This is a genomic window from Mesorhizobium sp. M0659 (genome assembly GCF_040320605.1).
In the GTDB taxonomy this organism is placed as follows: Bacteria; Pseudomonadota; Alphaproteobacteria; order Rhizobiales; family Rhizobiaceae; genus Mesorhizobium.
In genome coordinates this window covers 427,176-439,643 of record NZ_JAMYPY010000002.1, presented here as the reverse complement: position 1 = coordinate 439,643, position 12,468 = coordinate 427,176, and the positions used below count along the sequence as shown (strand labels likewise).

At 61.9% G+C, this 12,468-nt stretch carries 15 protein-coding genes; 5 read left to right on the top strand and 10 right to left on the bottom strand.

The features are described 5' to 3' along the window. The 4 genes from NKI31_RS05255 to petA all read right to left on the bottom strand — a co-directional run bounded on the left by NKI31_RS05255 (position 1) and on the right by petA (position 4,149). A complete protein-coding gene (locus tag NKI31_RS05255) occupies positions 1-1,146 on the bottom strand; it encodes an alpha-hydroxy acid oxidase (protein ID WP_023670030.1) in 1,146 nt (381 codons plus the stop codon). A gap of 186 nt (positions 1,147-1,332) precedes the next feature. Next, a complete protein-coding gene (locus tag NKI31_RS05250; RefSeq protein ID WP_023670029.1) occupies positions 1,333-2,205 on the bottom strand; it encodes a cytochrome c1 in 873 nt (290 codons plus the stop codon). 23 nt (positions 2,206-2,228) lie between these two features. Beyond that, a complete protein-coding gene (locus tag NKI31_RS05245; RefSeq protein WP_023683697.1) occupies positions 2,229-3,572 on the bottom strand; it encodes a cytochrome b in 1,344 nt (447 codons plus the stop codon). Between the two features lie 16 nt (positions 3,573-3,588). Further along, positions 3,589-4,149 (bottom strand): ubiquinol-cytochrome c reductase iron-sulfur subunit, encoded by a 561-nt coding sequence (petA, locus tag NKI31_RS05240; protein ID WP_023670027.1) that lies wholly within the window; start codon positions 4,147-4,149, stop codon positions 3,589-3,591. A 259-nt stretch (positions 4,150-4,408) separates the two neighbouring features. On the opposite strand from petA, the gene NKI31_RS05235 reads away from it, so the two are divergent. The 3 genes from NKI31_RS05235 to NKI31_RS05225 are packed head-to-tail and all read left to right on the top strand — an operon-like array spanning position 4,409 to position 5,457. Next, positions 4,409-4,684 carry a type II toxin-antitoxin system Phd/YefM family antitoxin gene (locus NKI31_RS05235; RefSeq protein ID WP_023701566.1) on the top strand — a complete coding sequence of 92 codons (276 nt, stop codon included), beginning with the start codon at positions 4,409-4,411 and terminating at the stop codon, positions 4,682-4,684. After that, positions 4,685-5,107, top strand: coding sequence for a type II toxin-antitoxin system VapC family toxin (locus NKI31_RS05230; RefSeq protein ID WP_023670025.1), 423 nt, complete (start codon positions 4,685-4,687; stop codon positions 5,105-5,107). It begins immediately after the preceding gene. A gap of 5 nt (positions 5,108-5,112) precedes the next feature. Beyond that, positions 5,113-5,457 (top strand): cupin domain-containing protein, encoded by a 345-nt coding sequence (locus NKI31_RS05225; protein WP_023683696.1) that lies wholly within the window; start codon positions 5,113-5,115, stop codon positions 5,455-5,457. 20 nt (positions 5,458-5,477) lie between these two features. Here NKI31_RS05225 and NKI31_RS05220 read toward each other — a convergent pair whose 3' ends face one another. Genes NKI31_RS05220 through NKI31_RS05200 form a run of 5 tightly spaced genes read right to left on the bottom strand, consistent with a single transcriptional unit; the run spans position 5,478 to position 10,492 of the window. Further along, on the bottom strand, positions 5,478-5,786 hold the full coding sequence (locus NKI31_RS05220) for a DUF6665 family protein (protein WP_023683695.1): 309 nt from the start codon (positions 5,784-5,786) through the stop codon (positions 5,478-5,480). Between the two features lies 1 nt (position 5,787). Beyond that, entirely contained in the window at positions 5,788-6,264 is a 477-nt protein-coding gene (locus tag NKI31_RS05215; RefSeq protein ID WP_023683694.1) for a GNAT family N-acetyltransferase, read from the bottom strand. 3 nt (positions 6,265-6,267) lie between these two features. Then, a complete protein-coding gene (locus NKI31_RS05210; protein WP_023683693.1) occupies positions 6,268-8,151 on the bottom strand; it encodes an ABC transporter ATP-binding protein in 1,884 nt (627 codons plus the stop codon). Positions 8,152-8,161: 10 nt separating this feature from the next. Next, on the bottom strand, positions 8,162-10,057 hold the full coding sequence (locus NKI31_RS05205) for an ABC transporter ATP-binding protein (protein WP_023713950.1): 1,896 nt from the start codon (positions 10,055-10,057) through the stop codon (positions 8,162-8,164). A 27-nt stretch (positions 10,058-10,084) separates the two neighbouring features. Further along, positions 10,085-10,492: a hypothetical protein gene (locus tag NKI31_RS05200; protein WP_352650698.1), complete on the bottom strand. Its 408-nt coding sequence runs from the start codon at positions 10,490-10,492 to the stop codon at positions 10,085-10,087. Between the two features lie 444 nt (positions 10,493-10,936). On the opposite strand from NKI31_RS05200, the gene NKI31_RS05195 reads away from it, so the two are divergent. After that, positions 10,937-11,395: a tRNA (cytidine(34)-2'-O)-methyltransferase gene (locus NKI31_RS05195; protein ID WP_352650696.1), complete on the top strand. Its 459-nt coding sequence runs from the start codon at positions 10,937-10,939 to the stop codon at positions 11,393-11,395. Between the two features lie 146 nt (positions 11,396-11,541). Further along, complete coding sequence (gene soxR, locus NKI31_RS05190) at positions 11,542-11,988, top strand: redox-sensitive transcriptional activator SoxR (RefSeq protein WP_352650694.1); 447 nt, start codon at positions 11,542-11,544, stop codon at positions 11,986-11,988. On the opposite strand, the gene NKI31_RS05185 is transcribed toward soxR, so the two are convergent. Further along, a complete protein-coding gene (locus tag NKI31_RS05185; RefSeq protein ID WP_023683688.1) occupies positions 11,985-12,242 on the bottom strand; it encodes a hypothetical protein in 258 nt (85 codons plus the stop codon). The genes soxR and NKI31_RS05185 overlap by 4 nt on opposite strands. Between the last annotated feature and the right edge of the window lie 226 nt (positions 12,243-12,468).

Sequence of the window (12,468 nt, the reverse complement as noted above, 5' to 3'; positions counted from 1 at the left end):
TTACCTGAAACGGAGGTTGTTGCGCGACAATTGTTCGATCGAACTGCAGCCCATCAGCTTCATGCCGCGCTCGATCTCGATCCGCATCTGCTCCAGCGCCCGCTCGACGCCCGGCTGTCCGGCCGCCGCCAAGGGGAACAGATAGTAGCGGCCGACGCCAACAGCCTTGGCGCCGAGCGACAGCGCCTTCAGCACATGGGTGCCGCGCTGCACGCCGCCATCCATGATGACGTCTATTCTGTCGCCGACGGCATCGACGATCTCGGCCAGTTGGTCGAACGCCGCCCGCGAGCCGTCCAGCTGCCGGCCGCCATGGTTGGACAGCACAATGCCGCTGCAGCCGATCTCGACGGCGCGCTTGGCATCCTCCACCGACATGACGCCCTTGAGACAGAACGGACCTCCCCACAGTCTGACCATCTCGGCAACATCGTCCCAGGTCATCGACGGATCGAGCATCTCGGTGAAGTAGCGGCTGATCGACATCGTGCCGCCGCCCATGTCGACATGCTCGTCGAGCTGCGGCAGCTTGAACCCCTCATGGGTGAAATAGTTGATCGCCCAGCCCGGCTTCAGCGCGAACTGCAGCATGCCGGCAAGGTTGAGCTTGAAAGGGATGGCAAAGCCGGTGCGCTTGTCGCGCTCGCGGTTGCCTCCGGTGATGCTGTCGACGGTCAGCATCATCACTTCGACTCCAACCGCTTTCGCCCGCTGCATCATCGCCCGGTTGAGGCCGCGATCCCGGTGGAAATAGAACTGGTAGACCTGCGGGCTGCTGCTGATCTTGCGCGCTTCCTCAAGACTGACAGTGCCGAGCGAGGACACGCCGAACATCGTGCCGAATTTGGCCGAAGCCTTGGCCACCGCGCGCTCGCCTTGATGATGGAACAGCCGCTGCAAGGCGGTCGGCGAGCAATAGACGGGCATGGCCAGCTTCTGGCCCATCACCGTCACCGACATGTCGATCTCGCTTACCCCGCGCAGCACGTTGGGAACGAGGTCGCAGCGCTCGAAGCTCTCGGTGTTGCGGCGGTAGGTGACCTCATCGTCGGCCGCGCCATCGATGTAGTTGAAGATTGGCCCCGGCAACCGCTGCTGGGCCATGCGCCGGAAATCGGAAAAGTTGTGACAGTCGCGTAGCCGCATCATCGATCCCAAATGCCCCTTTAGCCGGCGATCCGCCGGGCGCGCGTGCAATACCAATCGCATGGCGGCGTGCCAACGGACTTCTTACTGGACGGCTGCTGCGCCAAGATGCGAACCATGTCCGGTTTGGCAAGCAAAAAGGGCGTCCGAAGACGCCCTTTCCATTTCCGAGGAATAAGATGCGGCTTAGTGCGCCACGCCTTCCCACACCTTGCGCTTGGTCAGATACATCAGCGCCCCGAACAGAAGCAGAAACACCAGCACGCGGAAGCCGGTCTTCTTGCGGTCTTCCATATGCGGCTCGGCCGCCCACATCAGGAACGCCGAGACGTCGCGCGAATACTGGTCGATCGTCTGCGGCGAACCGTCATCGTAGGTCACCTGGCCGTCGGAGAGCGGCTTGGGCATCTTCAGCGACACGCCGGACATGAAGTATGGATTATAGTGGGTGCCTTCGGGGATCACCATGCCGGCAGGTGGCGTCTCGTCGTAGCCGGTCAGCAGCGAATGGATGTAGTCCGGGCCGCCCTGCGCATATTGCGTGAAGATGTCGAAGACGAAGCGCGGGAAGCCGCGCTCGACGCCGCGCGCCTTGGCCAGCAGCGACATATCCGGTGGGGCAGCGCCGCCGTTGGAAGCGGCAGCCGCCTCCTCATTGGCGAACGGCGCCGGGAAATGGTCTGACGGCTTGCCCGGCCGATCGAACATGTCGCCGGCATCGTTGGGTCCATCATGGATGGTGTACTCGGCCGACAGCGACTTGATCTGCGCTTCCGAATAGCCGAGGTCCTCCAGCGTGCGGAACGCCACCAAATTCATCGAGTGGCAGGCCGAGCAGACTTCCTTGTAGACCTTCAGGCCACGCTGCAGCTGCGCCTTGTCGTAGGTGCCGAACGGACCGGCAAAAGTCCAGTCCATCTCCTTCGGCTCGTGGATCGGGAAATGCGTCGGTGCCGCCGCGTTGTGCGCCTCTTCAGCGGCGATCGCCACACTGCCGACGGCTCCGATGCCAGCGGCAAACACGCCTAGCAGGGCGAGCGAGGTGAGAATCTTTTTCATGCCAAATCCCCTTAGATTCTCACTCAGCCTTTGGTTTCCGGCGCCGCGGTCGCACCGGCCGGATGTCCCCCTCCGGCACCCTTGTTCTTCTCCAGCACCGCCTCGGTGATCGAATTCGGCAGTCTGCGTGGCGTCTCGATCAGGCCAAGCACCGGCAGGATGACGAGGAAGAAGGCGAAGTAGAACAGTGTCGCCGCTTGAGCGTAGCCAACGTAGTTGCCCGAGACCTCACCTATCAGGAGGGTCAACAGACCGCCGCCTTCCGCCGGCTGCGAGCCAAGCCAGCCAAGCAGGACAGCGTCTGCGACGAACAGCCAGAAGAACAGCTTGTACCAGGGCCGGTAGACCGCCGAGCGCACCTTGGAGGTGTCGAGCCACGGCACCAGGAACAGCATGACGATGGCGCCGAACATGCACAGCACGCCACCGAGCTTGGAGTTGATCGGCCCGATGTTGAAGGTGATCGCGCGCAGGATCGCGTAGAACGGCAGGAAGTACCATTCCGGCACGATGTGGGCCGGCGTCTTCAGCGGGTTGGCGATCGTGTAATTGTCCGGATGGCCGAGAAAGTTCGGCAGGTAGAAGACGAAATAGGCGAAGAAGAACAGGAACACGATCATGCCGAATGCATCCTTGATGGTCGCATAAGGCGTAAAGGCAACGGTGTCGGTCTTCGATTTCACCTCGATGCCGGTCGGGTTCGACTGGCCGACCACATGCAGCGCCCAGACGTGCAGCACGACGACGCCGGCAATCATGAACGGCAGCAAATAGTGCAGCGCAAAGAAGCGGTTGAGCGTCGGGTTGTCGACGGCGAAACCGCCGAGCAGCAGTTCCTGGATCCAGTTTCCGACCAGCGGAATGGCGCTGAAGAAGCCGGTGATGACGGTGGCGCCCCAGAAGCTCATCTGACCCCAGGGCAGCACATAGCCCATGAAGCCGGTCGCCATCATCAGCAGATAGATGATGCAGCCGAGGATCCACAGCAGCTCGCGCGGCGCCTTGTAGGAGCCGTAATAAAGCCCGCGGAAGATGTGGATGTAGACGGCGACGAAGAAGAACGAGGCGCCGTTGGAATGCATGTAGCGCAACAGCCAACCGGAATTGACGTCGCGCATGATCTTCTCGACCGAATTGAAGGCGAGATTGGTGTCGGCGGTATAGTGCATGGCGAGCACGATACCGGTCAGGATCTGCGCCACCAGCATGATCGTGAGGATGCCGCCGAAGGTCCACGCATAGTTGAGGTTGCGCGGCACCGGATAAGCGATGAAGCTGTCATAGATCATGCGCGGCAGCGGCATGCGGGCGTCGAACCAGCGTTCGATACCGGTCTTGGGCGTATAGGTCGAGTGTCCCTCGCTCATCGAAATATCCCCTGCCTCAACCGATAAGGATTTTGGTATCGGAAATGAACTTGAATACCGGCACGGCCATGTTTTCCGGCGCCGGGCCTTTACGGATGCGGCCGGCGGTATCGTACACCGAACCGTGGCACGGGCAGAACCAGCCGCCGAAATCGCCTTCCTGGCCAAGCGGAATGCAGCCCAGATGCGTGCAGACCTGCACCATCACCATCCAGGCTTCCTTGCCGGGCGTGGTGCGGTTGGCGTCAGTCGCCGGCGCATCGGCGGGCAGATTGGCGTTGCGGGCAATAGGATCCTTGAGATCGGCAAGGTTCACGGCCTCGCCGTCCTTCATCTCCTGCTCGGTGCGATTGCGCACCACGACCGGCTTGCCGCGCCATTTGACGATCAGCGACATGCCAGGCGTCAGCGAGGCGACATCGACCTCGACCGAGGCCAGCGCCAGCGTCGAGGCATCGGGGCGCATCTGGTCGATGAACGGCCAGGCGACGGCGCCTGCGCCAACCACTGCGGCCATGCCGGTGGCGACGTAGAGAAAATCACGACGGTTGGGATCCTGGGTGTCGGTTGCGCTCACGGGTGCCTGATCCTTTCGCCTCTTCCGAGCCGGCGGCCGAGCTTTGTCCCCGCTCCATCGCGCCGGCCCGACAGCGCATGGCGAACAAGCTAGCGAATTCCTCCGGCATTTGGATTTCGGTTTATGCGTGAAGCCCGTTTTTGTCCAGCGGGCTGAGGCCACAAGGGCAGATTGTCGCGGGCGTTCCGCACGAAGAGAAATTTGACGAGCTTGGCCGAATGTAGCAATATGTCTACATCTTCCGGATGGAGGTGTTGATATGAATATCTCGACGAAGACGATAACCATCATGTCGAGCCGTGAATTCAACCAGGACACGGCGCATGCCAAACGGGCAGCCAAGAACGGGCCGGTCATCATTACCGACCGCGGCAAGCCCTCCCATGTGCTGATGTCGATGGAGGAATATCAGCGTTTAGAGAAGAAGCCGAGAAGCCTCGCGGACGCGATTGCCGATGATCGCCCCGAAGCAGATTTCGACTGGGAACCACCTCGCCTGGAAGGACCGTTTTTCAAGATTCCCGAACTCGACTGAATGTTCATTCTTGACACCAATGTCGTTTCGAATCTGCGTCGTCGGGACAAGGCCGATCGCAACGTTTTGGCCTGGTCAGAGACCCACGACATCGCCAGCTTTTTCATGTCGGTCATTTCGATCCTGGAACTCGAAATCGGAACATTGCTCTTGTCGAGGAAGGATACTCGCCAGGCCACCATGTACCGTGAGTGGTTGGATCAGACACTCATTCCACAGTTTGACGACCGGATATTGAGCATAGACACGGCTGTTGTCGTGCGTTGCGCAAACCTCCACGTTCCCGATCCAAAGCCGGAGCGCGACGCCCTCATAGCCGCTACCGCGCTCGTCAAAAACTTGACAGTCGTGACCCGCAACACCAAGGATTTTGAAGGCACCGGCGTGAAGCTTTTCAACCCCTGGATACCGACGAAGGGTTAGAGGCTATGGCACACATCATCGACCGCGAGACCTGGACCAGGACGCCCGGCCGCTGGCAGGGCGAACTGCAATGCGGCGCCTACGACTCCAACTCCTGCCTGATTTTCAACTATCAGGAAGAGATTGGCGGCGGCCCGCGCCTGCACACGCATCCCTATTGTGAAATTTTCATCATTCGGCAAGGCACCGGCCTGTTCACGATCGGCGACCAGCAGATCGAGGCCACGGCCGGCCAGATCCTGATCGTGCCGCCTGATACGCCGCACAAATTCACCAATCTCGGCCCAGGCCCGCTCGAAACGACCGACATCCACGAAAACGGCAGCTTCATCACCGAATGGCTGGAATGATTGTTGCCGGCTGATGACCTCTAGCTTGCACCGAGCCTGACCAGCACGGCCCTTGGGATATCGTATTCGCGGATGACCGACTCATGCCGGCGCAGGCCGCAGAGTTCACGCTGGATGAAATAGGCGTGCACCGCTGCGGCAGCCTCCTTGAGCAGCCGCGGTCGCTGCTCCTCGTCGTCGTTGTTCTGACGGAGCTTGGCCAGCGTTTCCTCGACCCGTTGGCCGGCACGGCCGAGCGCTGCGGCCTTTTCAGCCAGTATCTCATGGCCGAGGGCGTCGAACGCGGCTTCGGCAGCCGAGGCGCCTAGGGATGGCGGACGCAGTGACATCTCAGCCTCCTTTTCTGTCTTGAGAGAGCATCATGCGGTGCGTGACGAATTCTTCGCCCACCACCGGCTGGAAGCCAAGCCGTTCATAGAACCCAAAGGCTTCTTGTGGCGCGCGGGTGTTCAGCACGGCAAAATGCTGACATGCCCTATCAATGACGGTCTCGACCAGCATGCGGCCAATGCCGCTGCGGCGATGACGCGCGCTGACGAACAGGTGCCTGACCCGGCCGTGGTCCCTGCCTTCGAAATAAGGATCGATGTTCAACCCGCACACACCAGCGAGTTCTCGGCCATGCCATGCGCCAAACAGCGCCTCGCCTCGTTTCAGGAACTTATTGCAGCCGCCTGCCCAGCCATCCGCCAGCCGCACCAGCATCCAGTAGCCCTCCAGCCGGCTCTCCTCCTTCAGCGCATCGAAGGCCGGCGCGGTTGGCCGCAGCCGCTTGAGGACGTAGCCGATATCAGGCGACGCTGCCATGCCCTACTCCGCCGGCCGTGTCTCTTCCAGCACGCTTTCCTCGTGGTAGAGGAAGCCGCCGGACTGCCGCTTCCACAGCCGCGCATAGAGCCCGTCGAGCGCCACCAGCTCGTCATGCGTGCCCTGTTCGATGATGCGGCCTCCGTCCAGCACCACAAGACGGTCGAGCGCGGCGATGGTCGACAGCCGATGGGCGATGGCGATGACCGTCTTGTTCTCCATCAGCCTGGCCAGATTCTCCTGGATCGCCGCCTCGATGTCGGAATCGAGCGCCGAGGTCGCCTCGTCGAGGATCAGGATCGGCGCATCCTTGAGGAAGACGCGGGCGATCGCGACGCGCTGGCGCTGGCCGCCCGACAGTTTCACGCCGCGCTCGCCGACAAAAGCCTCGTAGCCGGTACGGTCCCGGTTGTCGCGCAGGCCCAATATGAACTCGTGCGCCTCGGCCTTCTTCGCCGCCGCGATCACCTCGGCGTCAGTTGCATCCGGCATGCCGAGCTTGATGTTGTCGCGTAGCGAGCGGTGGAACAGCGCCGTCTCCTGGCTGACCACGCCGATATTGGCGCGCAGCGAGTTCTGCGTCACCTCGGCGACGTCTTGCCCGTCGACCAGGATTTTCCCGCTCTCGAGGTCGTAGAGGCGCAAGATGAGGTTGGCGAGCGTCGTCTTGCCCGCACCGGACGGCCCGACCAGCCCGACCTTCTCGCCAGGCTTGACCACAAGGTCGATGCCATTCAGCACGCCAAAACCCTTGCCGTAGTGGAACTCGACATTCTTCACCTCGATGCGGCCGCCGGCGACGACAAGCTCTTTCGCATCCGGCGCATCGACAAGGCCAAGCGGCTGCGAGATCAGCGCCTTGGAGTTTTCCAGGACGCCGAGATTTCGCAATATGCCGTTGAGCTGCATCATCACGCGCCCGAGCAGCATGTTGAGCCGCAAGACCAGCGACAGCGTGAACGCGACGGCGCCGACGGTGATCGACCCTTCGACCCAGAGATAGACGGCAAAGCAGCCAATCGCGGTGATCATGATGCCCGACAGCGTCGTCAGCGCCATGCGCACGCCGGTCAGCCGGCGGGTGAAGGGCCGTAATGCATCGAGATAGATGTCGAAGCCGTTCTTGATGTAGCGGTCGTCGCCGTCGGCCGAGAACAGCTTCAGCGTCTGCACGTTGGAATAGGAATCGATGATGCGCCCATTGATCATCGAGCCCGCTTCAGCCGTGGCCTCGGCATGCCTGCGGATCGAGGGCAGATAGAGCTTGGCCAGCCAGGCGAACGCGAGGATCCAGATCACCACCAGCACGGCCAGGCGCAGATCCAGCCCGGCGACCAGCGCCAAGGTCGTCACCGTATAGATGAGCATGAACCAGATGACCTCGATGAAGCTCTCCATCAGGTCGCCGGTCGCCTGCCCCGCCTGCCAGACTTTTGTCGCGATACGGCCGGCGAAATCGTTCTGGAAGAAGGTGTAGGACTGGCGCGATACGTGCCGGTGCGCCTGCCAGCGCACCAGATTGTAGAACCCCGGCGTGATCGTCTGTTCGTTGACCAGCGCCGACAGGCCGACGACGATGGTGCGGATGACCAGCACCACTGCGATCATGAAGACAAGCTCAGGCCCGGCGGCGGTCCACAGCGCGTCCCAGCTGCGCTCCCCGGGAAGCTGATCGAGAATATCGACCAGCCGCCCGACGAAGTAGAAAAGCCCGGCCTCGATCAGCGGCGCGATGCCGCCGATGACAAGCATGGCGAAGAAGGCGAACTTCGCCTGGCCGACATAGTGCCAGAGGAAGCCGCCGACGCTTGGCGGTGGCCGAAGGTCCGCCGGCTCCCTGAACGGATAGACCCAGTCCTCGAACCAGCGATAGACGGCTGTCATCATGCTGACGTCATCACTCTGCGGCTTCACCCTTCACGCCGATGTCGTTGGCAACAGCGTCATTGGCGGCATCGACCGGACCGTCATCGAGCAGGAACCCGCCCGACTGGCGCTGCCAGAGCTGCGCGTAGAGCCCGCCGCTGGCGACGAGTTCCTCGTGCGACCCCTCCTCGATGACACGGCCCTTGTCGAGGACGACGAGCCTGTCCATCGCCGCGATGGTCGACAGCCGGTGCGCAATGGCGATGACGGTCTTGCCTTGCATGAGCTTGTAGAGATTCTCCTGGATGGCGGCCTCGGCTTCGGAATCCAGCGCCGACGTCGCTTCGTCAAGGATAAGTATCGGTGCGTCCTTCAACATAACGCGAGCAATGGCGATGCGTTGCCGCTGGCCGCCGGACAATTTGACGCCGCGGTCGCCGACATGAGCGTCGAGCCCTTTACGTCCGGTGTGATCCGAAAGCCTGCCGATAAACTCCAGCGCCTCGGCCCGCCCGGCTGCCTCGACAAGCATTTCCTCCGTCGCATCGGGCCGCCCGTAAAGAATGTTGTCGCGCACCGAACGATGCAGCAGCGAAGTGTCCTGCGTCACCATGCCGATCTGCGCGCGCAGCGAATCCTGCGTCACCGAAGCGATCTCCTGGCCGTCGATCAGGATCCGGCCGTTCTCGAGGTCGTAGAACCGCAACAGGAGATTGACCAGCGTCGACTTGCCCGCACCCGAGCGCCCGACAATGCCGACTTTCTCGCCGGGCTTCACCGTCAGCGACAGGTTCTCGATGACGCCCTTCTGCTTGCCATAGTGGAAACGAATGTCGTCGAAGCGGATCTCGCCCTTGGTGACGGCAATGTCCTTCGCCCCCGGCCGGTCTTCGACCAGGCGCGGCAGCGAGATCGAGGCGATGCCGTCTTGCACCGTGCCGATGTTCTCGAACAGGCTCGACATTTCCCACATGATCCACTGCGACATGCCCCACATACGGAGCACGAGGCCGATGACCACGGCGACGGCGCCGATCGTCACCGCCTGGCCGAGCCACAGCCACAGCGCCAGCGCAGTCACCGAAAACAGGAGCAGCGCGTTGAGGATATAGAGCAGGCCGTAAAGCACCGTCACCAGCCGCATCGACCGGTAGACCGTGTCAAGGAAGCCTGCCATGCCTTCTCTCGCGAACGTTGCTTCGCGCCGTGCATGGGAAAACAACTTGACCGTCTGGATGTTGGTGTAGCTGTCGACGACGCGGCCGGTCATAGTCGATCGCGCATTGGCCTGCGCCTCGCCGACCTTGCCCAGCTTCGGGATGATATAGCGCAACAACCCGATATAGCCGAGCAGCCAGACGCCGAGAGGTGCCGCCAGCCGCAAGTCGGCCGAGCCGACGATGAACAGCATGCCGAGGAAATAGACGATGACGTAATTGAGCACCTCGATCACCTTGATGACGCATTCGCGCACGGCGAGTGCCGTCTGCATCAGCTTGGTGGCGATGCGGCCGGCAAACTCGTCCTGGTAGAAGCTCATCGACTGCTTCAAGAGATAACGATGCACCTGCCATCGGATGCGCATGGGGTAGTTGCCCATCAGCGTCTGCTGGTTGAGCAAAGAATGCAGCCATACCGTACCCGGCAGCGCGAACAGCACGACGAAGGCCATGCCGGCGAGCTTCCAGCTCTCGGTCTGCAGGAAGGTTTCGCGGTTCTGCCCGGACAGCCAGTCGACGATGTGGCCCATGAAGCCGAACATCCACACTTCCGCGATGGCAATCGCCGTCACCAGCACCGCATCGACGATGATGTATGGCCAGGCGCCGCGCGTATAATGCACGCAGAAGGCAACCAGCGTCTTCGGCGGCTCGACCGGTTCCGCTGCGGGGAACGGATCGAGCCTTCTTTCAAACCAGCTAAACATAGGGATGCTCACAAAACTGTTGTCCGCTCATGCGGCGCGGGAAAAATCCCCGGGGCGCTCCGCGTCCCCAGACCGTACGTCGGCGGGGACTGACGGCCCGGAATCACCCGGGCCATCGGTCCTGCTTCGCGCAATATAGGGACTTGCGGGCTTTTCACCGACAGAAGCCTTCGACTGAACTGACGGCACGCCGCCGCCAGCCCGGTTTTTCGCGCCCGGCCGGATCAGCCGGATGATCCGGCGCACCAGCGACGGCCGGCTGTGGTCGGGAACCGCACGCGAGAAATCGACATCCGGCAACATGCCGCGATGCGGACGCCGGCGCGTCTGCGCGTGAACCGCCGACGAATAGGTCTCGCCGACCAGCAACGCCCAGGTCGCCGTCTTGCGTTCGTGCAGGCTTCTTGAACCAGGTATCTTATAGGGATCGAACATCGGTCCGTCCTCCGTGTGAAAATAGACATAAAAAGGCGAAGCAATGTCGTGCGCCGGCATTCGGCCGGAGGCACGGATTGCATCCGTCGGGACACGAGGACAGGCCTCGGTCGCGACATGCTCAGCTGGGGCGCTTGGCCCCTTTAACCGGTTGAAAAACATCGCAGGACCCCTTCGAGAGCCGAAATTGGGTTCGGCGGGAATCGGTGCGATCAGATCTAAGAAATCAGGTAAATCGTCGTACCGAAACCGCCGGAAGGCAGGTAAGCCCACGGGAGGGGCGCTGGATGTGCATGGTCATCATGAAATACCCCTCCATCGGTTCGGGTTGACAATGCGTGCGGTATAATCGACTTCGCAGAAAATGGCCACCCGCAGGTCCAGCAATTTCCAAAACCAGCCACCCGCTGTGGCCGATCTGCCACTTATTAGAAAGACGCGGAAATGAACCACCGTCTCCGCATCGCCCTCTACCAGCCTGACATCGCCGGCAACACCGGAACTATCCTGCGCTTCGCCGCCTGCCTCGGCCTTCGCGTCGACATCATCGAACCAGCCGGGTTTCCGCTCTCCGACAAAGCGCTCAAGCGTGCCGGGATGGACTACCTCGAAATGGCTGCCCTGACCCGCCATGTCGACTGGAACGCCTTCGAGGATTGGCGCAAGGGCGAAGCCTGCCGGCTGGTGCTGCTCACCACCAAAGCCGCGACCCCCTATGCGGGCTTCAGCTTCGCCCAAGGCGACATCCTGCTGTTCGGCCGCGAATCCGCCGGCGTGCCGGATCCTGTCCATCAGGCGGCGGATGCGCGGCTGACGATCCCGATGCAGCCGGGCACGCGCAGCATCAACGTCGCGCTGTCGGTCGCCATGGTCGCCGGTGAAGCCATCCGGCAGCTCGGCTAGACCCTTCAGCGCGTTGTCGTCATCGCCAACGGGCGTTGCGTCTTGCATCATTCTCACCCAGGCGCACATCGCCTTCTCCTCAATTGCCCTATCGACGTTTCCTGGCTACAAGCTCAACTTAAGTTGAGGTCAAGCGGAAAATCGAGATGGCTCCGGTAAAGGAATTGACGGTCGGCCAGGTGGCGATGCGCAGCGGCGTGGCGGTGTCGGCGCTGCATTTCTACGAGGCGCGCGGGCTGATCCGCAGCCACCGCACGTCGGGCAACCAGCGGCGCTATGGCCGCGACGTGCTGCGGCGGGTGGCGATCATCCGGATCGCCCAGGAGGTCGGCATTTCGCTGGCCGAGATCGGCGCCGCACTTGAATCGCTGCCAGAAGGCCGTACCCCGACGCGCGAGGACTGGAACCTGTTGTCGACCGGCTGGCGCGACGACCTCGATCGCAAGATCACTCAGCTAAAGAAGCTGCGCGACGGCCTTACCGACTGCATCGGCTGCGGCTGCATGTCGATCGACAAATGCCCGCTGCGAAACAGGGAAGATCGCTTGAGTGCGCAAGGGCCGGGCGCAAGGCGACTGCTTGTGGAATCCTAATCCGCCGCGGGCAGCCGCCGTATGGTGAATTCGATGACGTCGCCCGGCCGCTCGAACCAGCTTTCGATCTCGGTCCAGTAGGCCTGCTTGGGAAAACGCTCGAACCATTCCTTGGCCTTGAGCCGCGCATCCGGGCGCGGCAGGACGAAGGTCTCGCGCAAAAACCCGTCACGCGGCATGCGCTCGCGCTCGGCGCGTGAACGATCGAGCCTTTTCTTCAGGCCATGCAGCGGCGGTCTTGCCGGCGTGCGCATGAAAGAACTCCTGGGCCGAACCAGATGACACTTGACCCTTGCCCCTAAGAGATTAGGGATCGCGCCCGGAAAAGGCTAGTGGTCCGATTCCAACATTCGCCTCCCTAATCCCCAGGCGCCGTTGCGAATGTTGGAATCACAAGGACCGCTAGCAAGTTTATGTTTCTGGTGGAGTTTTCGAATTTGACATTTGCATCGTGCCCTGCGCCACGCTGTGTGCAAATGT